Here is a 21,748-nt window from a genome sequence, read left to right on the forward strand (position 1 = left end):
AGCCTCCTTTAAGTCAGGGTCGTTACGCTGCGTCCTAACAAAGAGGAGGTCCTACGATGAACACCCGATTCCTTGCGCGCGGCGCCGTCGCGGTCGCCGTTGCGGCCGCCCTGTCAGCCGGCTATTTCGCCGGCACCCGCCGCGCCGATCCGCAGATCATCACGCCCGCGCAGGCTGCCGCGCTGATGCCGGCCGAAGCGGCCGCCAAGACCGGCATACCCGATTTCTCCGGGCTCGTCGAGACCTACGGCCCGGCGGTCGTGAACATCAGCGCGAAGCACGTCGTGAAGCAGGTGTCGCGGCGCGTGCCGCAGCCGCAACTGCCGATCGACCCGAGCGACCCGTTCTACCAGTTCTTCAAGCACTTCTACGGCCAGGTGCCGGGGATGGGCGGCGACGCGCAGCCGGACGACCAGCCGAGCGCGAGCCTCGGTTCCGGGTTCGTCATCAGCTCCGACGGGTACATCCTCACCAATGCGCATGTGATCGACGGCGCGAACGTCGTCACGGTCAAGCTGACCGACAAGCGCGAATACAGGGCGAAGGTCGTCGGCTCTGACAAGCAGTCCGACGTCGCCGTGCTGAAGATCGACGCGAGCGGCCTGCCGACCGTGAAGATCGGCGATCCGGCGCAGAGCAAGGTCGGCCAGTGGGTCGTTGCGATCGGTTCGCCGTACGGCTTCGACAACACGGTCACGTCGGGCATCATCAGCGCGAAGTCGCGCGCGCTGCCGGACGAGAACTACACGCCGTTCATCCAGACCGACGTGCCGGTGAACCCCGGCAACTCGGGCGGCCCGCTGTTCAACCTGCAGGGCGAGGTGATCGGCATCAACTCGATGATCTACTCGCAGACGGGCGGCTTCCAGGGCCTGTCGTTCGCGATCCCGATCAACGAGGCGATCAAGGTGAAGGACGAACTCGTGAAGACGGGCCACGTGAGCCGCGGCCGTCTCGGCGTCGCCGTGCAGGGGCTGAACCAGACGCTCGCGAGCTCGTTCGGGCTGCAGAAGCCGGACGGCGCGCTCGTCAGCTCGGTCGACCAGAACGGCCCGGCCGCGAAGGCGGGCCTGCAGCCGGGCGACGTGATCCTGTCGGTCAACGGCTCGCCGGTCGCCGATTCGACGTCGCTGCCCGCGCAGATCGCGAACCTGAAGCCGGGCGCGAAGGCCGACCTGCAGATCTGGCGCGACAAGTCGAAGAAGTCGATCAGCGTGACGCTCGGCGCGATGGCCGATGCGAAACTCGCGTCGAATGACGGCGGGCCGGTCGAGCAGGGGCGCCTCGGGGTCGCGGTGCGGCCGCTGTCGCCGCAGGAGCGCAGCGCCGCCAACCTGTCGCACGGGCTGATCGTGCAGCAGGCCGGCGGGCCGGCCGCCAACGCGGGCATCCAGCCCGGCGACGTGATCCTCGCGGTCAACGGCCGCCCGGTCACGAGCCCGGAGCAGTTGCGCGACGCGGTCAAGGGCGCGGGCAACAGTCTTGCTCTGCTGATCCAGCGCGATAATGCACAGATCTTCGTGCCGGTCGACCTGAGCTGACCGGCGACGGCCGACGGCCGGCCAGGCCGGCCGCGGCGGGCGCCGCCGCCGTTCGCCCCCATGACGCAGCGCCCCGTATGTGTTCCGACCCCAAGGAGAGAGCCATGCAATATCTACGCAACGTGTCCCGATTTGCCGTTGCCGCGGCGTTGGCCGCCGGCCTCGCAGCCGGTGCGACCGGCGCGTACGCGCAATCGGACGGCTTGCCCAACGCGATCCAGCAGGGCGACGTCACCTTTGTGTCAGGTGGCATCGGGAAGGATCAATCGACAGCGTTCGAGCGCAACGAGGCAGCGTGGCCGCTGGCACTGCGCTTCACCGGCAAGGGCGGCGAGTTCCTGGCCGACGTCCACGTGCGGATCGTCGACGGCAAGGGCGCCGAGGTGCTGAAGACCGACGCGCGCGGGCCATACATGCTCGTGAAGTTGCCGCCGGGGCGCTATACGGTGCACGCGTCGTACCAGGGCAACGATGAATCCCGCGCCGTCACGGTCGGCGCGAAGGGCGGCGCGAAAACCGCGTTCCAGTGGAGCGCGCAGTAGCCCGCCGCGCGCGGCTCCGGCACGGGCCGCGCAATCGGACGAAGTTTCGCCCATAATGAAAGCCACGGCCCCCATGCCGTGGCTTTTTCGTTTCCTGCCCCAGCCAGCCGGGCCGCCCGAAGGAGAAACGATGTCCGATGCAGCCGACCGCCGACTCGAAATCGTGCCGAACCGCCATCGCGTGCGCGTGATCCATCGCGGCATCACGTATGCCGACTCGCACGGCGCGCTGACCGTGCGCGAGACGGGGCTGCCGGACATCCATTACCTGCCGCGCGGCGACGTCAACATGCGCCGGCTCGTGAAATCAGGCGTGACGTCGGCCTGCCCGTTCAGGGGACAGGCCGTGCACTTCGACTTGCAGACGGAAGACGGCGTGATCGAGAACGCCGCCTGGAGTTACGAGGAACCGAAGGAGGCGGCGGCCGCGCTTGCGCACTACGTCGCGTTCGATGCCGCACGGATCGACAGTCTCGTCGAGACGTCCTGATGCGGCGCGTGTTCATCGGGGAGGCGTCATGGAACTGAACGACACGTTACGCGTACCGCTCGCGCCGCCTGTCGTGCGGGAGGCGTTCGAGGATCTCGCATTGCTGCGGGCGAGCTTCGACCACTGCGAATCGTTCGTGAAGCTCGCGCACGGCGAGTTCGCGCTGACGTTCACGGTGCCGCTCGGCCCGCTGCGCGCACACTACGACGTGCGTGTGCATGCGGCCGCCGAGCAGGGTGACGCGGAAGGGCAGCCGCGCCGCGTGCTCAACTTCAAGGCGCGGGCGGACGGCCTCGGCGCGCTGCGCGGCCAGGTCGAACTCGTACTGACGCCGGACGACGACGCGAACGCCACGCGTATCGAGTACGTGGTCTGGGCGACGGCGAGCGGGCCGCTCGCCGAGTTGCCCGGTCGGCAGATCGAGAATGCGCTGCGCGAATGGACCGACGATTTCTTCCGCGAGTTCTGCGCGGTCGTGCAGGCCAAGCACGGTCTCGCACCGAATCGCGCACGCTCGGCCGCGCAGCGGCGCCAGCATGTGTTCCTGCGGCCGGCGTCGCTGATGGCCGCGACGAAGCGTGCGCTGCCGCCGCACCTCGGCGGCGCGCTGACCGGGCGTGCCGCCGGCGCGCTCCCCCATCGCGGCTCCGGCACGGTGCCCGTGTGGGCATGGGCGGCGATGATCGTGTTCGTCGCGTTGCTGCTTTACGCGGCGCGCTGGATCAACGGCGGCTGAGCGGCTGCGCGTCGCCGGTTTCGCTTCACGGGGTGCCCGCTGCCCGCGCGGCGGGCGTTACTGTCCCGCATCGGCGCCGGCTCCGGCGCCGCGAAATTCCCTTCGATACGCAGACGGCGACGTGCCGAGCGCGCCCGAGAAATGCTGGCGCAGCGACACGCTCGACCCGTAGCCGGCCGCCTGCGCGATCGCGTCGATCGATTGTCCGGTGGTTTCCAGCAGATGCTGCGCGCGCGCGAGCCGCTCGGCCTGCAGCCACGCTGTGACGGTCGTGCCCGTCGCCTGACGGAAGTGGCGCGTGAACGTGCGCCGGCTCATCAGTACGCGTTCGGCAAGCGAATCGACGCCGTGCGCGGCGTCGAGATGCGCGCGCACCCAGTCGAGCAGGCCCGCGAGCCGTGCATCGCGCGGGTGCGCGGCGACCGGCTGCGGCACGTACTGAGCTTGGCCGCCCTGGCGGTGCGGCGGGATCACGAGGCGGCGCGCGATCTGGTTCGCGGCGTCCGAGCCGAAGCGGCGCCGAACGACGTGCAGGCAGCAGTCGAGCCCCGCGGCCGTGCCGGCCGACGTCATCAGGTTGCCGTCGTCGACATACAGCACGTCGGGATCGAGCTTCACGCGCGGAAAGCGCTGCGCGAAGTCGTCGGCCCACGCCCAGTGCGTGGTGGCCGGGCGGCCGTCGAGCAGGCCGGCCGCGGCGAGCACGTAAGCGCCGAGGCACAGCCCGACGAGCTGCGCGCCCCGTGCGGCGGCCGCGCGGACGGCGTCGAGCAGCACGTCGGGCGGTGCTTCGTCCGGATCGCGCCAGGCCGGCACGATGACGATGTCCGCGTCGTCGAGCCCGTCGAGCCCGTAAGGCGCGGTGATCGTGAAACCGCCCGTCGTCGCGAGCGGGCCGCGCTCGGCCGAGCAGACGCGGAACTCGAACGCGGGCGATGCGGCGGCGTTGCGCTCCTTGCCGAACACCACGGACGGCACCGACAGGTGGAACGGGCTGATGCCGTCGTAAGCGATCGCAGCGACGACGGTCGGGGCGGGCGAGGCGGGCCGGGCGGACGATGTGGCGGCGGTCATGGCGGGCTCCGGAATGGCGATGGCCCGATTCTATCGAAGAATGACTATCGGGCCACTGTCCGCGTGAACGACGCGGCGGGACAATGCATCGCATCGCGCCGCTGGCCGTCCCGTTCCGGGGCGGGGCTGCGCCCCAGGACCAGGAGCCCGCCATGTCGAACGCCGTCCCGCATTCCGCTTCACACTCCGTTTCCCGTGCCGCTTCCCGCCGTGCGCTGATCGTGATCGACGTCCAGAACGAATACGTGACGGGCAACCTGCCGATCGAGTATCCGCCGCTCGACGTGTCGCTCGCGAACATCGGCCGCGCGATCGACGCCGCGCATGCGGCCGGCGTGCCGGTGATCGTCGTGCAGCACGTCGCGCCGGCCGGCGCGCCGATCTTCGCGCCCGGCACCGACGGTGTCGCGCTGCACGCGGTCGTCGCCGGCCGGCCGTATGCGCACCTGATCGAGAAGACGCAGGCGAGCGCGTTTGCCGGGACCGATCTCGCCGCCTGGCTCGATGCGCACGGGATCGACACGCTCGCGGTGGCCGGCTACATGACGCACAACTGCAATGCGTCGACGGTTTATCACGCGGCGCACGCGGGGCTGAATGTCGAGTACCTGGACGACGCGACGGGCGCGTTGCCTTACGAGAATGAAGCGGGTGCGGTGAGCGCCGAAGAGATTTACCGCGCGTACACGGTGGTGTTCCAGTCGAATTTCGCGGCCGTGATGTCGACCGAAGCATGGATCGCGGGGCTGGCCGGCGCGCCGATGCCGAAGCGCGATTCGGTGGCGGCGTCGAACCGGCGGGCCCGCGCGCATCGCGCGAAGGCGGCCTGAACCGGCCGGAGAGACGGGGGAGGGCGTCGCGGCGACGGCCGCGCCGTCAGTCGCCGTCCTTCAGCATCGCCGGGCTGTAGCGCAGCATGTCGAAACAGCCGTCGACGAGCTTTTCCGCATGCTGCTCGGCGTCGATCTCGTCGGGCAGCATCAGCATGTCGCGCACGAAACCGCTGACGAGCGTGTGCAGCATCAGCGTCGCCCGCCACGTATCGAGCCGCTCGGGCAGCAGCTTGAGCCGCACGGCCACCGCGAGATCGGCGTCGATCGTGTGCAGCGCCTCGCTCATCCCCGCGCGGTTGCGCTGCAGCAGCGGCTCCATGTCCGCGACGTATTCGCACTTCATGAACAGGATGCTGAACACGCGGCGCAGCTGCGAATCGCGCTGCACGCCGAGCAGGCACCAGATCAGGATCTGGCGGACCTTCTCGAGCGGATTGCCGCCCGGCGCGTCGAGCGGCATCCGCTTCAGCTCGTCGATCGGCAGAAACACGCGGTCGAACATCGCGTCGAACAGTTCGCTCTTGTTCGCGAAATGCCAGTAGATCGCGCCGCGCGTCACGCCGGCGTGCTGGGCGATGTCCGCGAGCGACGTGTGCGACACGCCTTTCTCGAAGAACACGTGTTCGGCGGCGTCGAGAATGCGATTGCGTGTCTCGAGTGCCTCCTCCTTGGTACGTCTGACCATGTGCAGGCCTGATTGGATCGATCGTAGGTGAATTTAGGGTCTGCAACCCTCGTCGCCGTCATGCAGACGGGCTATGCTCGCGACTGGTAATAATTTGTAAGACCGAACAGTCGGCGCGGCACAATCGGGCTTTTTACATACATTCATGAATGTATATACAATACCACCCTACGATCGAATGACCCAAGTGGCAATCAGTTAATATCCCACTCTGCTGATTCCCGCCCAGTATCAGGTCCACGGTTCGCGGGCATCCCGTCGGCACGGAGGTTTCGTGCCGACGTGCTGTATCCAGCAGTCCGGTCATTCAGGTGTTCGATCTGCGCCGCGAGGCGCATCCGTGTTGCGCTCCCGGCGGGCGCGGCACTTATTCCATTGGTTATACACAGAGGTCGCTCCATGCGCGTCGAACGGGTTCCATACCGCTTAATCACTGTCGCGACGGCCGCCGTTTTCCTGGCCGCATGCGGAAAAAAAGAATCGGCGCCGCCGCCGCAAACGCCGGAAGTCGGCGTCGTCACCGTCCAGCCGCAATCCGTAGCGGTCTTCACCGAACTGCCGGGCCGCACCAGTGCATTCCTCGTTGCGCAGGTGCGCGCTCGGGTCGACGGCATCGTGCTGCGCCGTGAATTCACCGAAGGCAGCGACGTGAAGGCCGGCCAGCGTCTCTACAAGATCGACCCGGCGCCGTACGTCGCCGCGTTGAACAGCGCGAAGGCGACGCTTGCGAAGGCGCAGGCGAACCTCGTCACGCAGAACGCGCTGGTCGCGCGCTACAAGGTGCTGGTGGCCGCGAACGCGGTCAGCAAGCAGGACTACGACAACGCGGTGGCCACGCAAGGGCAGGCCGCGGCGGACGTCGCGGCCGGCAAGGCGGCGGTCGATACCGCGCAGATCAACCTCGGCTACACGGACGTGGTCTCGCCGATCACCGGCCGCGTCGGCATTTCGCAAGTGACGCCGGGCGCGTACGTGCAGGCGAGCCAGGCGACGCTGATGTCGACGGTGCAGCAGCTCGATCCCGTGTATGTCGACCTCACGCAATCGAGCCTCGACGGGCTGAAGCTGCGCCAGGACGTGCAGAGCGGCCGCCTGAAGACGAGCGGCCCGGGCGCGGCGAAGGTGTCGCTGGTGCTGGAAGACGGCAAGACGTATGCGGAGCCGGGCAAGCTGCAGTTCTCGGACGTGACGGTCGACCAGACCACCGGCTCGGTGACGATCCGCGCGGTCTTCCCGAACCCGGGCCGCGTGCTGCTGCCGGGGATGTTCGTGCGCGCACGGATCGAGGAAGGCGTGAACGAGAACGCGTTCCTGGTGCCGCAGATCGGCGTCACGCATGACCAGAAGGGCCAGGCGATCGCGATGGTGGTGAACGCCAGCAACAAGGTCGAGCCGCGTCCGCTGAAGACGACGGGCATGCAGGGCCAGAACTGGATCGTCGAAGGCGGCCTGGAAGCAGGCGATCACGTGATCGTGCAGGGCGTCGACAAGGTGCGCCCGGGCGCGACCGTGAAGACCGTCGCGGCACAGCTCGCACCGGCGGCCGGTGCCGCATCGGGCGTCGCTGCCGTATCCGCCGCGCCGGCTGCCGCCGGTTCCGGCGCCGCTGCCGCTTCCGGTGCTGCCGCATCGGGCGCCGCGCCGGCGAGCGCTGCCGCTGCTTCGAGCGCGCAATAACAGGGAGCCTGTTTCATGGCAAAGTTTTTTATCGATCGCCCGATCTTCGCGTGGGTGATCGCCATCATCCTGATGCTGGCCGGGATTGCGTCGATCTTCTCGCTGCCGATCTCGCAGTATCCGACGATCGCGCCGCCATCGATCCAGATCACCGCGAACTATCCGGGCGCTTCCGCGAAGACGGTGGAAGACACGGTGACGCAGGTGATCGAGCAGCAGATGAGCGGTCTCGACAACTTCCTGTACATGTCGTCGACGAGTGACGACTCGGGCAACGCGACGATCACGCTGACCTTCGCGCCGGGCACCAACGCCGACATCGCGCAGGTCCAGGTGCAGAACAAGCTGTCGCTCGCGACGCCGGTTCTGCCGCAGGTCGTGCAGCAGCTCGGTTTGTCGGTGACGAAGTCGAGCAGCAGCTTCCTGCTGGTGCTCGCCTTCAACTCCGAAGACGGCAGCATGAACAAGTACGACCTCGCGAACTTCGTGGCGTCGCACGTGAAGGATCCGATCAGCCGGTTGAACGGCGTCGGTACCGTCACGCTGTTCGGCTCGCAGTACGCGATGCGGATCTGGCTCGACCCGACCCGCCTGACGAACTACGGTCTCACGCCGGTCGACGTGTCGACCGCGATCGCCGCACAGAACGTGCAGATCGCGGGCGGCCAGATCGGCGGCACGCCGGCGAAGCCGGGCACCGTGCTGCAGGCGACGATCACCGAATCGACGCTGCTGCAGACGCCCGAGCAGTTCGGCAACATCCTGCTGAAGGTCAACCAGGACGGCTCGCAGGTTCGCCTGAAGGACGTCTCGAAGATCGAACTCGGCGGCGAAAACTACAACTTCGACACGAAGTACAACGGGCAGCCGACCGCGGCACTCGGCATCCAGCTCGCGACCAACGCGAACGCGCTCGCGACCGCGAAGGCCGTGCGCGCGAAGATCGACGAACTGGCGCCGTTCTTCCCGCACGGTCTCGTCGTGAAGTATCCGTACGACACGACGCCGTTCGTGAAGCTGTCGATCGAGGAAGTGGTCAAGACGCTGCTCGAAGGGATCGTGCTCGTGTTCCTCGTGATGTACCTGTTCCTGCAGAACCTGCGGGCGACGATCATCCCGACGATCGCGGTGCCGGTCGTGCTGCTCGGCACGTTCGCTGTGATGTCGCTGGTCGGCTTCTCGATCAACACGCTGTCGATGTTCGGCCTCGTGCTCGCAATCGGCTTGCTGGTCGACGATGCGATCGTGGTGGTCGAGAACGTCGAGCGCGTGATGGCGGAAGAGGGCTTGTCACCGAAGGAGGCGACCAAGAAGGCAATGGGACAGATCACCGGCGCGCTTGTCGGCATCGCGCTCGTACTGTCCGCCGTGTTCGTGCCGGTGGCGTTCTCCGGCGGGTCGGTCGGCGCGATCTATCGTCAGTTCTCGCTGACGATCGTGACGGCGATGGTGCTGTCGGTGCTGGTCGCGTTGATTCTGACGCCCGCGTTGTGCGCGACGATCCTGAAACCGATCCCGCAAGGGCATCACGAAGAGAAGAAGGGTTTCTTCGGCTGGTTCAACCGCACGTTCGACAACAGCCGCGACAAGTACCACGTCGGCGTGCACCACGTGATCAAGCGGTCGGGCCGCTGGCTCATCATCTACCTGGTCCTGATCGTCGCGGTCGGCCTGCTGTTCGTGCGCCTGCCGAAGTCGTTCCTGCCCGATGAAGACCAGGGCCTGATGTTCGTGATCGTGCAGACGCCGTCGGGTTCGACGCAGGAAACGACCGCGAAGACGCTCGCGAACATTTCCGACTACCTGCTGAAGGACGAGAAGGAAATCGTCGAATCCGCGTTCACGGTCAACGGCTTCAGCTTCGCGGGCCGCGGCCAGAACTCGGGTCTCGTGTTCGTGCGCCTGAAGGACTACTCGCAGCGTCAGCATGCGAACCAGAAGGTGCAGGCGCTGATCGGCCGGATGTTCGGGCGCTACGGCGGCTACAAGGACGCGATCGTGATCCCGTTCAACCCGCCGTCGATTCCTGAACTCGGCACGGCTGCCGGCTTCGACTTCGAGCTGACGGACAACGCCGGTCTCGGTCACGACGCGCTGATGGCCGCACGTAACCAGCTGCTCGGGATGGCCTCGAAGGATCCGACGCTGCAGGGCGTGCGCCCGAACGGCCTGAACGATACGCCGCAGTACAAGGTCGATATCGACCGCGAGAAGGCGAACGCGCTCGGCGTCACGGCGGATGCGATCGACCAGACATTCTCGATCGCGTGGGCGTCGAAGTACGTGAACAACTTCCTCGACGTTGACGGCCGGATCAAGAAGGTCTACGTGCAGTCCGATGCGCCGTTCCGGATGACGCCGGAAGACATGAACATCTGGTACGTGCGCAACGGGTCGGGCGGGATGGTGCCGTTCAGCGCGTTCTCGACCGGTCACTGGACGTACGGTTCGCCGAAGCTCGAGCGCTACAACGGTGTGTCGGCGATGGAAATCCAGGGTCAGGCCGCACCGGGCAAGTCGACCGGCCAGGCGATGACCGCGATGGAAGGAATCGCGAAGAAGCTGCCGGTCGGTATCGGCTATTCGTGGACGGGCCTGTCGTTCCAGGAAATCCAGTCCGGTTCGCAGGCGCCGATCCTGTACGCGATCTCGATCCTCGTCGTGTTCCTGTGTCTCGCGGCGCTGTATGAAAGCTGGTCGATCCCGTTCTCGGTGATCATGGTCGTGCCGCTCGGCGTGATCGGTGCGCTGCTCGCGGCGACGATGCGCGGCCTCGAGAACGACGTGTTCTTCCAGGTCGGCCTGCTGACCACCGTGGGCTTGTCCGCGAAGAACGCGATCCTGATCGTGGAGTTCGCGCGCGAACTGCAGCAGACGGAGAAGATGGGGCCGATCGAGGCCGCGCTGGAAGCGGCGCGACTGCGGCTGCGTCCGATCCTGATGACGTCGCTCGCGTTCATTCTCGGCGTGATGCCGCTCGCGATCAGCAACGGCGCGGGTTCGGCGAGCCAGCACGCGATCGGCACGGGCGTGATCGGCGGGATGATCACGGCGACGTTCCTCGCGATCTTCATGATCCCGATGTTCTTCGTGAAGATCCGCGGGATCTTCAGCGGCGAGAAGGAAGACGTCGACGAGGCGCTGCGCCTGGCTCAGGAGCACTCGCGCCACGAAGAGAAGCCGGGCAACGGCGACCAAGGCAACAAGGGACAGTGATGATGCAAAAACACGCTTTGACTGCAATCGCGGTCGCGCTCTTTGCCACGGGCTGCACGATGGCGCCGCACTACAAGCGGCCCGACGCACCTGTCGCGCAGGCGTACCCGGCCGGCGGCGTCTACGCGACGCAGCCGGGTTCGGCCGGCGCGCGCAGCGCGAACGGCCAGGCGGCCACCGTTATCGGCTGGCGCGAGTTCTTCGTCGATCCGCGCCTGCAGCGGCTGATCGAGATCGCGCTGAAGAACAACCGCGACCTGCGCGTGTCGGTGCTGAACATCGAGGCGGCGCGCGCGCAGTACCAGATCACGCGCGCGGGCCTGTTCCCGACGCTCGACGCGACCGGGACGGGCAACATCCAGCGCGTGCCGGCCGGCGTGTCGACGAGCGGGGCGCCGCTGATCTCGCGCACCTACAACGTCGGACTCTCGGCGTCATGGGAGCTCGACCTGTTCGGCCGCGTGCAGAGCCTGAAGGACCAGGCGCTCGCGCAGTACCTGTCGACCGCGTATGCGCGGCAGGCGTCGGAGATCTCGCTGGTGTCGCAGGTGGCCGATCAATACCTGACGCTGCTGTCGACCGACGATCTGCTGCAGGTCACGGAGAACACGCTGAAGTCCGCGCAGGACTCGTACAACCTGACGAAGCTGCAGTTCGACAACGGCACGGGCTCCGAGCTCGAGCTGCGTCAGTCGCAGACGGTGGTCGAGACGGCGCTCGCGAACCAGCAGGCGCAGGCACGCGCCCGCGCGCAGGCGCTGAATGCGCTGGTGCTGCTGGTCGGCGAGCCGCTGCCGGACGACCTGCCGGCGGGCATGCCGCTCGACGCGCAGAACCTGCTGACGGATGTGCCGCCCGGGTTGCCGTCGGACCTGCTGACGCGTCGTCCGGACGTGATGCAGGCCGAGCAGACGCTGCTGGCCGCGAACGCGAACATCGGCGCGGCGCGCGCGGCGTTCTTCCCGAAGATCTCGCTGACGGCGGCGTTCGGCACCGCGAGCCCGACGCTGGGCGGGCTGTTCAAGGCCGGCACGGCGGCGTGGTCGTTCGCGCCGAACATTGCGGTGCCGATCTTCGAGGGCGGGCAGAACATCGCGAACCTCGATCTCGCGCACGTGCAGAAGCGCATCGAGATCGCGAACTACGAGAAGGCGATCCAGTCGGCGTTCCGCGAAGTGTCGGACGGGTTGGCCGCACGCGGCACGTACGACCAGCAGATCGCGGCGCTGGAGCGCAACGAGCACGCGCAGCAGCGACGTTTCGACCTGTCGGACCTGCGCTACAAGAACGGTGTCGACAGCTACCTGTCGGTGCTGACCGCGCAGACGGACCTGTACTCGGCGCAGCAGTCGCTGATCAGCGCGCGCCTGGCACGCTGGACGAGCCTGGTCGACCTGTACCGTGCGCTCGGCGGCGGGTGGGTGCAGCGGGCCGGCGAGACGCCGCGCGCGCCGGACGCACCGGTCGACTACGACAAGGCGGCCGCCCCGGCTGCCGCGTCGGCAGCGGCAGAGAACGGGTAAGCACGACGAACGGCAGGCGCGGGCAGCCGCGCCTGTCCGCAAAAAACGAAACGCCACGGACGAAAGTCCGTGGCGTTTTCTTTTGTGCTGTCGTCCGCGTCGGAAGCGGCGCTACGTTACCCCTACTTCGCCCAAAGCGTGCGGCCGAAGAAGGTGAGCGTACGATCCCAGGCGATTTGCGACCACACCGGATCGAACTGCGTGCCGGCGATCCGGCCGGGGCCGACGGCCGTTTCATTTGCGAACGCATGATGCGCGAGATAGCGATGGAATTCGAAACCGACCTTCGCATCGGTCAGCTTCTTCTCCAGCGCATCGACCTGGTCGATCGTAAAGAACGCATCCTGCGTGCCCCAGTGACCCATCAGCGGCACCTTGAGCTTGGCCGGATCGATGTAGTCGAGCGGCGGCAGGCCGTACCACGTGACGCCCGCGTCCGCATCGGCGAACTGCAGCGACAGCAGCGTGAGGGCGCCGCCCATGCAGTAGCCCGTCACCGCGACTCGCGAAGCAAGCGTCTTCAGGTACGTGACGGCGCCGGGAATGTCCTGCGACGCGGCGTCGCCGAAATCGAGCCCGGTCATCAGGTGGTGTGCTTCTTCTTCCTCGACCGTCGACTTGCCGCGATACAGGTCCGGCACGAGCGCGAAGTAACCGCAGCGCGCGAGGCGATCCGCGACGCCGCGGATCTGGTCGTTCAGCCCCCACCATTCCTGGATGACGACGACCGCGGGTGCGCCTTCGGTCTGTGCCGGCGTGGCGAGATAGCCCTGCAGTTCCTGGCCGTCCGGGCGGCGAAACGTGATCATGGAACCGGATGTTTGAGACATGAAACCGCTCCTTTTCGAAAAATGCGCCGAGTGCGGCATCGGGCCGGCCAGCGGGCATCGTGGTTCCGCTCGCGTTCGTTTCGGCCGATGCCGATCACGCGGCCATTCTATGCGCAAACACCGGCGGCTTGCGTGAACGGCGCCGCGCGGCACGCGCTCGGCTCCGGGAGCGGACGACCGAAAAGCAAACACCCCAAAGGCCGGATCGAAATCCAGCCTTCGGGGTGCAGTTCAGAGCGGGGTGTTTCGTTTGCCGCGCGCGTATCGGAATACGCGGGCGCATGCCCGGCTTACTGGCCGAAATAGACGGAGTCGCGGCCAGCCTGCTTGACCGCGATCGTGCGGCCGGCACGCACGCCGGCGGCAGCTTGCGCGCCGTAACCGGTTTCATCGGCGTTCGTCACGCGGGCCTGTGCGGTCTGCAGCGCACGCGGGTAATACTGGTCGGAGACTTCGGGCTTGTAGCCGGCCTGTTCGAGCTGGACGAGTTCCGCACGTACCTGGGCACGCGTCAGCTGGCCCGACGGGTTCGATTGTGCGAATGCGCCGTACGAGGCGGACAGGGCGGTTGCGGCGACGGCAGCGTAGATGAACGACTTCATGATGACCTCCGGTTCTGTTGATTTCGCGCTTCGCTTGTTGCGTTCAGCGGTTGATTGCATCGTAACGATCGCGTTACCGGTCGGAAATACGTGCTGCAGCGAATCATTATTGCAACTGGGTAAACGATCCGCGTGGCAAGCGTTTTTGTCTGATGATTGTGGGCGTGCCGCAGGGTGGGTCTGGCCTTGGGGGAGAGATATTGCCGATCGGCCTGCGGACGCGGGATGAACGGTTGAATCGTATTCCGAAGTATTGCGGCAGGGCCGCCGGCGGCTCATTGGGCATCACGCGGTCAGGGTCGCCTGCCGCTTCCGGTATTCGGCCGGCGTGATCCGGTCGTTCGCGTGGGCCGGCTGAGCGCGGACGGCCGGCCGCGCATCAGCCGACATTGATCGATTGCCCCGCGTACAGCACATTCGGCGCCGACGCCATGCCCGGATTCAACTGCAGGATCTCGTTCAGCGCGCGCGCATCCTGCTGCTCGCGCGTCATCGTCTTCCGGTCGTCCGGCGATACATGGGCCGCGTCGAGCAGCGACTGGCGATGCGCGTCGGCGATCACCCACAGCGAATCCCCGGCCACGACGATGTACGGTTGCGCGGCCGGCGACGGCGGCGTGGAGGGCTGCGCGGGCGCCGTGCTGCCCGGCGCGCCGTTCGTATTGCCCGGCGTGCCGGTCCCGGGCGGTTGCGTAGCGGTGGCGCCCGGCGCGAGCCCGGTCGTCGGCTGCGACGGCTGATGCGATGACGACGGCGACGATGGCGTCGGCTGCGGCTTGTGCGTCGACGATCCCGAGCCGCCCGACGGCGAGCCGAAGAACAGGCTCTGCAATTGCGTGAAGCCCCAGATCCCGACCGGCACGAGGATGAGCGCGGTCGGGTATTTCTTGACCCAGCGCGTCGCGTTCGGGAAATGGGTGTTCAGGCGCGCGCCGAGCAGGATCGCCGTCGACGTCGCGGCCGTTGCCGCGAGGCCGTAGTGGCCCTTGTCGTACTGCGCGATCGTGCCGGCGATGCCGCTTGCGACACCGACGAAATCCGACGTCGAGTCGATCAGGCGCACGACGCGGCTGCGTTTGTCCGCGTTCACGCGATGCGCGCTGACCGCGTAGACGAGGCCCGAATACGTCGCGGCGAGCGCCGCGCTCGCGGTCGTCAGCGCACCTGCGACCGTCGGCGCGGTCATGAGCCCGTGCACGCCGACGGCGATCGTCCCCGAATAGCCGACGATCGCGCTGCCGCGCCCGACGAGGCCGAGCAGCCGGCGGGAATTGCCGCGATGCAGCTGCGTGAGCGACGTGCCGCCGACCATGCCCTGCATGTTCGCGAGCAGGTCGGCCGACAGTTCCTTGATCTGCGCGGTCGCATCGTCGAAGCCGATGAGCCCCTGGCGATGCATCTCGACTAAGTGACTCGCCTTTACGCGGGTCTCGTTCGTGAGCAGGTCGAGCTGTTCGAGCCGCGCCGGATTGTAGCCGTGCACCGACGCGCTCAGCTGCTGCGCGAGCGAGCGCTGCAGGCGGTCGAGCACGTCGTGCACCGCGCGCGGGTCGCCGCTCTGCAGGCTCTGCACCGCGCCCTGGTGCATCGCGCCGAACACGCGGCCCGCGCGCGCGCCGACGAAGAGCGCCGTGTTCGCGTGGGTCAGCGCGTTCGAACTCATCATGTTCATGCCGTTGAACACGTTCAGCGCAACGAGCGAGCTGGCGCCGGCTACCGTGCCGCCGAAGCCCAGCGACCAGGCCCAGTCGCGCTTGCCGAGCGACGGCCGGTGGACGCGCAGCGCGTTGAGCTGCGCGAGTGCGGCTTTCTGCGGGTCGCCGAGCTGGTGGCTCGGCTGTGCGGCGATGTCGCGGTTCACGATGACGGGCTTGGTCTCGTCGATCGCGAGCTTCGGATCGGCCGCCACTGCGCGCCAGAACGCGGTGCTCGATGCATTCGGGTTGGCGTGCGCGTCGATCTTGCGCTCGGTGTCAGGCTTGCCGTACTTGTCCAGCCAGCGGTTGCCGGCATTGCGTGCGCGGAGTTCGGCGCGGTTGGCGGGCGCGGCGGTATTCCAGTAGTTATCCTTCGCATAGTTGATCGTCGCCTGCCGCGCGCTGTCCATCAGTGCTGTCGTATGGCCTTCGTACAGGTCGGCGCGCAGCGCTGCGAGCTGGTCGGGTGTCATCCCGTTCGCGAGGCCGACGCGTTCGATTTCGGCGAACAATACCTGGTGCTGGTTCGCGAGCGTTTGCGCGCCGACCCGTTCGAACACGCGCGTGAGCGCGTCGGCGCCGTGCAGGCGCGCGAGCTTGTCGGGCGCGTGCAGCTTGTATTCGACGAGCTTGCGGGCGAGTGCGGCGGTCAGGTCCTGGTTCGCGATGAAGTCCGAGCCGTGCGTCGCATACGACAGCCCGAGGTGTACCCAGTCGAGCGCCTTGCGTTCGAGCACGGCCTCGACGAGCTTCAGGTGGCCGTCGCCCGGCACCGGTTCGAGCACGGCGTCCCAGCCGTGGAACGTCACCATCACATGGGGCGCGTCGTTGCCGGTGTTCTGTCGCGCCCAGGTTTCGAGCGCGTCGAACGTGCGCACGTAGTCGTGGTACGCATCGTTGGTGCCGGCGAGCGTGCGCTGGTCTTCGGCCGACACGAGCGCGCGCGACGGCGCGGTTTCGAGGCGCAGCACGAAGCCGCCCGTGGACGCCGCGTCGAGCCATTTGAACAGGTGGCCGAGATCATCGAGTTCGAGATGGCGACCCGTGCCGTCGATGTCGATCCGCGCGTTCGCTTCGTCGAACTGCGCGTTGTCGAGCTTGCCGAGTTCGCGCACGCGGCGGATGAATGCCGGGTCGTGTTTCTTGCCGAGCGCGGCGGCCAGCGAATGCGGATCGACCGCGACCGACACGACCGGCATCGCGCCGCCATAGCGTTTCACGAGCGCGAGCATGTCGTCGGGGTTGTCGCGCAGCGTGAAGCCGCGCGCCATCAGCGCGATGCGATCCTGGATCTCGACCTTCGCGCGTGCATAGGCCTGCAGCGCACGCCGGTCCGCAGCCCGCGCGACCGACAGATAGGTGATCGCGCCTTTCGCACGGCGGGACAGTCCGTTTGCCGCATGATCGGGCCGCGACAGCGGGCCGTGCCACGGCATGCTCGACGCATCGCGGGCGAGCCGCAACGGGATGCCGAGCGCCTTCATCATCACGCTGTCGGCCATCATGACCTGGCGTGTCGTGCCGAGATCGAGCGGCTCGCCGCGCCGGCCGGCGAACGCCTTGACGCGCTCGTGCTCGGGGAACCAGTTGTCGACTTTCGCGTTGCCGAAGCGAAGGATCCATTCGGCGATCGTCGCGCTCGACAGGCCGGGCTGATAGGTCTTGATGCTGAACGGCTTGCCGGCGGGGGGCGCCGGCGCAGCGGCCGGTGCCGGCACGGCCGGCGCGTTCTGGTTGCCTTTCTTGCCTTTGCCGCGCGCGTGTTTTTTCGGCTTCGCTTGCGGGCTGGCGGCGGAGGTGCCGGACGCGGGGTCGTCGGCGAGTCTGGCCTGCTGGTTCTTTGCGACCGTCAGTTCGGCCGTGATGCGGCTCTCCAGTTCGCCGAACGGCGCGGACGATTCCGCTGCGGCCTTCTGCAACTGCTTGTCGAGTTCCGCCTGTTTCAACGCATAGGCCGCGACCTGCGTCGGCTTCGTGCGTGCGTCGAACGCGGCCGGGTCGAGCCGCGTCACCAGGAAATGCCGGTTCGAGCCGTCCGGACCGCCGCCGATCCTGGTCTTGTCGAGATCGATGCCGGGCTTGCCCTGGTCGTTGAAATGCGCGGCATCGTCGAACCACTGCAGTGTGCCGTCGCGTGTCGCGAGGATGCCGTCGGGCTTGTGCAGCGTGTCGATCAGCGCGCCTTCCGTGCCATAGACGTAGATGAAGTATTCCGGGCCGACCTGGCCGAGATCGATGACGCGCCGCAGATGCAGCGTGTTCGCGCCGCTGAAGTCGTGCACGTCGTCGGCCGATTTCGGCAGCAGGTTCGGCGCGACCCATCGGTGGGCAAGCGGTGTCGCCCCGGCAGGCGGCTTGCCTGCCGACTGCATCCTGCCGAGCCGGCGTTGCACGCGGTCGCTCGTCTTCAGCGGCGGCGGCTTTTGCTCGGCGACCGGCAACGCCCGCTCGGCGGGCTCGAAGCCGCCATAGCGGGACACCGCCGTTTCCGGCAGCGAGGACGGCACGAACACGACGCCGCGCCGTCCGTCGGGCAGGCCGCGCGCGCCGCGGCGGAATGCGGTGCCGAGATCCTGCTCACCGATCGACGCGTCGCCGACCGAGGTTTTCTCGTGATAGGTCCAGCCGCCGCCGCCCTGTTTGGGCTCCGCGTAGCCGAGCACCTTGCCGGTCTTCTTGTCGACCGCGAAGATCGTCGCGCCGTCGTCCGCGGCCTTCGCGGCCGCTTTGGGCCGCTTGTATTGCGGCGCCTTGGCGAGTTCGCCGATCTGTTCGACGATCTCCTGGGCGGGTGCGTTGCCCGAAGGCTCGGCATGCCACACGCGCTTCGTGTCGATGGCCTCGACCTTCGCCGTGCCGCCGAATTGCTGCAGCTCGTCGAGCGACACCGGCGACAGGTAGAAGTCGAATTTCGCCCGCGCTTCATGCGGCGTTTCGCTGTCGTTGCGCTTGCGCGCACGCGTACCCGGATATACCGCGTCGCGAACGTCGTGCGACGGCGTGCCGCCGGGATCGGCCGATTCGACCTGACCGGGCTGGCCGTGCGCATCGGTCTTCAGGCTCGCGACGAAATCGGGTTGCGGATGCGTGCCGTCGTCCGCCGGCCGGTCGACGTGCTTCGCGATCAGCACGTGCGCGTTGGGCCCCGCGTATTGCGCGAGGTCGCGGATGTCGGCCAGTTGCGTCCCGTCGATCCGCTTCAGGTCGCGTTTGCCGTGCGCATCGAGCCAGTCGGCCGCGCGCGCCTCGGGCGTGAGCGCGGGCGTGGCCGGCATGAAGGACGACGGGTCCGGCATGGGCCACATCATCATCGACGGCATCGTCCGTGGCGTCGCGCCGGCCCGCCCGGCTTCGCCGTCGCGCAGCGCCTGCTCGGCCTGCGCGCGGTACAGCGCACGATAGACGGGGTTGCCGGGCAGCGACGTCGGTGCGTTGCCGAACGCGTCGGCGAGGCGGGCCAGGCCCGCTGCGTCGCCGGGCATCACATGATCGGCTTCGCGCGCGATCTCGTCGGGGAGCACCGCATGCTCGGCGATGTCGATGCCGGTCGATTCGAGGATCCCGTCAGGCGCGGCCGTACGCGGGATGCGCGCCGCCAGCGCCGCATGGCGCGAATTCGAGTGTACGGAAGCGGTTGGAACGGGCACGGGGGTGATTCGTAGCGGGCGACGAGGGGGAGCCGACCGGTCCGGGCATCGCTACGAGAAGCGGTCATGTCGGGACCGTGCGCGGCGCCGACGACGGCGCGGCGCGGGGGTTTGCGCATCGCTTCGCGCGGGTTCGTGCGGGTTCGTGTGTTAAAGCTTCCTTTCGGGTGCCGGGTGTGGTCTTACTGTTTGCTTTCGTTTCATATGATAAGGTATGCGAAGCAATTTGCGACGGTGGAAGCGCCGTGGACGAGCGATGCGGCATGCCCCAGGTCGGGCGAAGGACCTGGGCGGCACGCGTGCGAGTAGCCGATCTGGACGACGGAGGAACAGGATCGGATTGCAGCGGACGATTCGCGCTCGCGGCCGGGAGGTGTCCGACTGGATCGTTCCGGTGTCCGGTGAGCGGCAGGCTTGCCGGATCGGGCGGTCGACGTGTGATCGGACGCAACCGGTGTGCTGTTGCGGGATCGCGTGGATCCGGCGCGGAAAGGGATGTGGTCCGCTTCAACCCGTGTTTAGCCGTCAGGAAATTGTTACGTGACAACTTCAAGTCATGGTCGATGACTTTATATACTGAATTGATGTAACGCGTCAGCGAGGCGAATCTCCGATTCGTGAACATCCTCGATAACCGGTCTTCCAGCCTGGTCGGCAGGCTCGTCCCTTTGCTATCCGCACGTCTTCGGCAAAACGCCTATAATGATTGGGCAAATTGCCGGAGAGAGGTCATGAGCACCATCGCTTTTCATCCTTCGGGCGTCGCGCATCCGCGTCAGGCCGAATTCACGATTCTCGAGCAGCTGCTGGCGATCCGCGTCCGGTCGGGCGCCGATCTTGCCGAGCTGGCAAGCGCGCGCGTCGACGTGTCGGTGATCGACCGGCTGTCGGAGCGCGGGCTGAAATCGGACGAGCTGGCCTTCATCATTCCGCGCCGCACGCTGAGCCATCGTCGCCAGGCGCACGAACGCCTGTCGCCGGAGGAATCCGACAAGGCGATCCGCCTCGCGCGCATCGTCGCTCAGGCGACGGCCACGTTCGGCGACCAGGACAAGGCGATGGCGTGGCTGCGCAACGGGCTCCAGCGCTTCGGCGGCCGCACGTCGCTCGACATGGCGAGCACCGAGCATGGCGCGCGGCTCGTCGAAGAGGTCCTCACGCAGATCGACGAAGGGTACTTCGCTTGACGACGCTGTGGCGGATCAGCAATTACGCCGACCTGAAAGGCATCGGCGGGTTGCGGGCCGGCGGGCGCTGGCATTTTGCCGGGCAGCCCGTCGTGTATCTCGCCGAGCATCCGGCGCTCGCACTGCTTGAGACGCTGGTTCATTTCGAAATCGCCACCGTCGCGCAATTGCCGAGCGGATACCAGTTGCTGCGCATCGAGGTGCCCGAATCGGTGGACGTCGCCGAAATCGCGGAAGGCGATGCGCCGGACGACTGGCGAACGAACGTCGACTGGACCCGCAGCGCCGGCACGGAGTGGCTGCAAACGCAGCCGAGCGCGCTGCTGCGCGTGCCGAGCGTCGTCGTGCCGCACGCGCACAACTTCCTGCTGAATCCGTTGCATCCGGCCGCGTCCGAGGCTCGCGTCGCGGAAGTCATGCAGTCGCCGTACGACACCCGGATTCTGCGGCTGATCCAGTCGAAGCCGGTCGAATAGCGAACAGGAAGGAACAGGGCCTGCGTCGGGCGCGGGGTCAGTGCTCGTGCGCGGCGCGATCCGCGGCCGCATCGGGCGGCAGCGTCTGCCGGATGCGCGTGACCGTTCGGGAGCTGACGAGACCGAGCATTGCACTGACATCGGCATGCGCGTGGCCGGCGAGCAACTGGCGGCGCGCATACGTGTTGCGCAGCACGCGCGGGCTCATGTCCGCCGCGCGGAAGCCGATCGCGGTCAGCGCGTCGCGTACCACGAGCAGCAGGAACATGTCGTTCATCGCGCCACCGCCGCGCGGCGCGGGAAACAGCAGCGCCGATGCCGGTGCGTGTGCCGAGCACGCGCGCCATGCGGCGAGCGGCGCCAGTGCAAATTCGGCGAGCGCGATCCGGCGCGCCGGCCGCGCGCGATCGCGCGGCACGGACAGCGACGGCGGCCGCGCATCGAGATCGGGCGCGTCGTGCGTCGTCGCGCGAATCTCGGCCGACGTGATGCCGCTCGCGAGCAGCAGCGCGACGATCGCGCGATTCCGGCAGTCGGCCGGCGTGTCCGCCGGTCGAGGCTGGACGTGGAGCTGCAGCGCTGCATCGGCGTCGGGCGGCAGGTAGCACGGCTCAGGCTCGCCGTCCGGCCAGGCGAGATCGCGTGTCGTCCGGCCAGCCGGATGGATCGTGCGCACGCCGGTGTCGACCAGATGCCGGCCAAGCCGGTCGATCAGCTTCGCATAACGCACGCGCGTCGACGTGCCGGGCGCGCAGGTACGGTCGAGTTCCGCGAGGAACGCCGCGACATGGTCGGGCCCGAACGTGGCCAGCGACACGCGCTGTGCGTTCAGGTGGCGCAGGAATCGCTCGAACATCGCGACGTGCTGCACGACCGAACGCGGCGCGAACGGCCGGCGGCCGGCGCCGGTCGCGGCGGTTTCCTGCCACGCGCGAAATGCGCCGACGGGGTCGTGAATCCAGCGATTCGTGTCCATCCACGATTTATAGCCG

At 67.5% G+C, this 21,748-nt stretch carries 16 protein-coding genes; 10 read left to right on the forward strand and 6 right to left on the reverse strand.

Annotation, left to right across the window (positions count from 1 at the left end; genetic code table 11):
* The first annotated feature begins 56 nt into the window (after positions 1-56).
* The 4 genes from BFF94_RS29710 (at position 57) to BFF94_RS29725 (ending at position 3,309) form a co-directional block, all read left to right on the forward strand.
* Positions 57-1,541, forward strand: a complete 1,485-nt coding sequence (locus BFF94_RS29710) for a DegQ family serine endoprotease (protein WP_219140138.1) — start codon at positions 57-59, stop codon at positions 1,539-1,541.
* A 104-nt stretch (positions 1,542-1,645) separates the two neighbouring features.
* On the forward strand, positions 1,646-2,083 hold the full coding sequence (locus BFF94_RS29715; RefSeq protein ID WP_128847549.1) for a carboxypeptidase-like regulatory domain-containing protein: 438 nt from the start codon (positions 1,646-1,648) through the stop codon (positions 2,081-2,083).
* A gap of 130 nt (positions 2,084-2,213) precedes the next feature.
* Positions 2,214-2,573, forward strand: a complete 360-nt coding sequence (locus tag BFF94_RS29720) for a DUF427 domain-containing protein (RefSeq protein WP_128847551.1) — start codon at positions 2,214-2,216, stop codon at positions 2,571-2,573.
* A 28-nt stretch (positions 2,574-2,601) separates the two neighbouring features.
* Positions 2,602-3,309, forward strand: a complete 708-nt coding sequence (locus BFF94_RS29725; protein WP_219140139.1) for an SRPBCC family protein — start codon at positions 2,602-2,604, stop codon at positions 3,307-3,309.
* A gap of 57 nt (positions 3,310-3,366) precedes the next feature.
* On the opposite strand, the gene BFF94_RS29730 is transcribed toward BFF94_RS29725, so the two are convergent.
* Positions 3,367-4,383, reverse strand: a complete 1,017-nt coding sequence (locus BFF94_RS29730) for a helix-turn-helix domain-containing protein (protein ID WP_219140140.1) — start codon at positions 4,381-4,383, stop codon at positions 3,367-3,369.
* A 152-nt stretch (positions 4,384-4,535) separates the two neighbouring features.
* Here BFF94_RS29730 and BFF94_RS29735 point away from each other — a divergent pair, with 152 nt between their 5' ends.
* Entirely contained in the window at positions 4,536-5,213 is a 678-nt protein-coding gene (locus BFF94_RS29735; protein ID WP_219140141.1) for a cysteine hydrolase family protein, read from the forward strand.
* A gap of 46 nt (positions 5,214-5,259) precedes the next feature.
* Here the strand turns inward: BFF94_RS29735 and BFF94_RS29740 are convergent, their stop codons facing one another.
* A complete protein-coding gene (locus BFF94_RS29740) occupies positions 5,260-5,901 on the reverse strand; it encodes a TetR family transcriptional regulator (protein ID WP_059233321.1) in 642 nt (213 codons plus the stop codon).
* Positions 5,902-6,300: 399 nt separating this feature from the next.
* Here BFF94_RS29740 and BFF94_RS29745 point away from each other — a divergent pair, with 399 nt between their 5' ends.
* The 3 genes from BFF94_RS29745 to BFF94_RS29755 are packed head-to-tail and all read left to right on the forward strand — an operon-like array spanning position 6,301 to position 12,317.
* Positions 6,301-7,578, forward strand: coding sequence for an efflux RND transporter periplasmic adaptor subunit (locus BFF94_RS29745; RefSeq protein ID WP_219140142.1), 1,278 nt, complete (start codon positions 6,301-6,303; stop codon positions 7,576-7,578).
* 15 nt (positions 7,579-7,593) lie between these two features.
* Positions 7,594-10,794, forward strand: coding sequence for an efflux RND transporter permease subunit (locus BFF94_RS29750; RefSeq protein ID WP_219140143.1), 3,201 nt, complete (start codon positions 7,594-7,596; stop codon positions 10,792-10,794).
* Positions 10,794-12,317 (forward strand): efflux transporter outer membrane subunit, encoded by a 1,524-nt coding sequence (locus BFF94_RS29755; protein ID WP_219140144.1) that lies wholly within the window; start codon positions 10,794-10,796, stop codon positions 12,315-12,317. Before BFF94_RS29750 ends, BFF94_RS29755 begins: the two co-directional genes overlap by 1 nt.
* A gap of 122 nt (positions 12,318-12,439) precedes the next feature.
* Here the strand turns inward: BFF94_RS29755 and BFF94_RS29760 are convergent, their stop codons facing one another.
* From BFF94_RS29760 to BFF94_RS29770, 3 genes are all read right to left on the reverse strand, one after another.
* Positions 12,440-13,147, reverse strand: a complete 708-nt coding sequence (locus tag BFF94_RS29760; RefSeq protein WP_128850809.1) for a dienelactone hydrolase family protein — start codon at positions 13,145-13,147, stop codon at positions 12,440-12,442.
* A 290-nt stretch (positions 13,148-13,437) separates the two neighbouring features.
* Positions 13,438-13,749, reverse strand: a complete 312-nt coding sequence (locus tag BFF94_RS29765) for a DUF4148 domain-containing protein (protein WP_128850807.1) — start codon at positions 13,747-13,749, stop codon at positions 13,438-13,440.
* 379 nt (positions 13,750-14,128) lie between these two features.
* Positions 14,129-19,093 (reverse strand): LWXIA domain-containing protein, encoded by a 4,965-nt coding sequence (locus BFF94_RS29770; RefSeq protein WP_246637453.1) that lies wholly within the window; start codon positions 19,091-19,093, stop codon positions 14,129-14,131.
* 731 nt (positions 19,094-19,824) lie between these two features.
* Between BFF94_RS29770 and BFF94_RS29775 the strand changes: the two genes are divergently transcribed.
* Positions 19,825-20,280 (forward strand): Xre family toxin-antitoxin system antitoxin, encoded by a 456-nt coding sequence (locus BFF94_RS29775; RefSeq protein WP_031403156.1) that lies wholly within the window; start codon positions 19,825-19,827, stop codon positions 20,278-20,280.
* Positions 20,277-20,756 carry an RES family NAD+ phosphorylase gene (locus tag BFF94_RS29780; protein ID WP_128850801.1) on the forward strand — a complete coding sequence of 160 codons (480 nt, stop codon included), beginning with the start codon at positions 20,277-20,279 and terminating at the stop codon, positions 20,754-20,756. Before BFF94_RS29775 ends, BFF94_RS29780 begins: the two co-directional genes overlap by 4 nt.
* A 37-nt stretch (positions 20,757-20,793) precedes the next feature.
* On the opposite strand, the gene BFF94_RS29785 is transcribed toward BFF94_RS29780, so the two are convergent.
* The gene (locus tag BFF94_RS29785) at positions 20,794-21,732 is read right to left on the reverse strand and encodes a site-specific integrase (protein ID WP_219140145.1); all 939 of its coding nucleotides are present in this window, start codon (positions 21,730-21,732) and stop codon (positions 20,794-20,796) included.
* Positions 21,733-21,748: the final 16 nt, after the last annotated feature.

Origin of the sequence: Burkholderia catarinensis, assembly GCF_001883705.2 — a bacterium.
In the GTDB taxonomy this organism is placed as follows: Bacteria; Pseudomonadota; Gammaproteobacteria; order Burkholderiales; family Burkholderiaceae; genus Burkholderia; species Burkholderia catarinensis.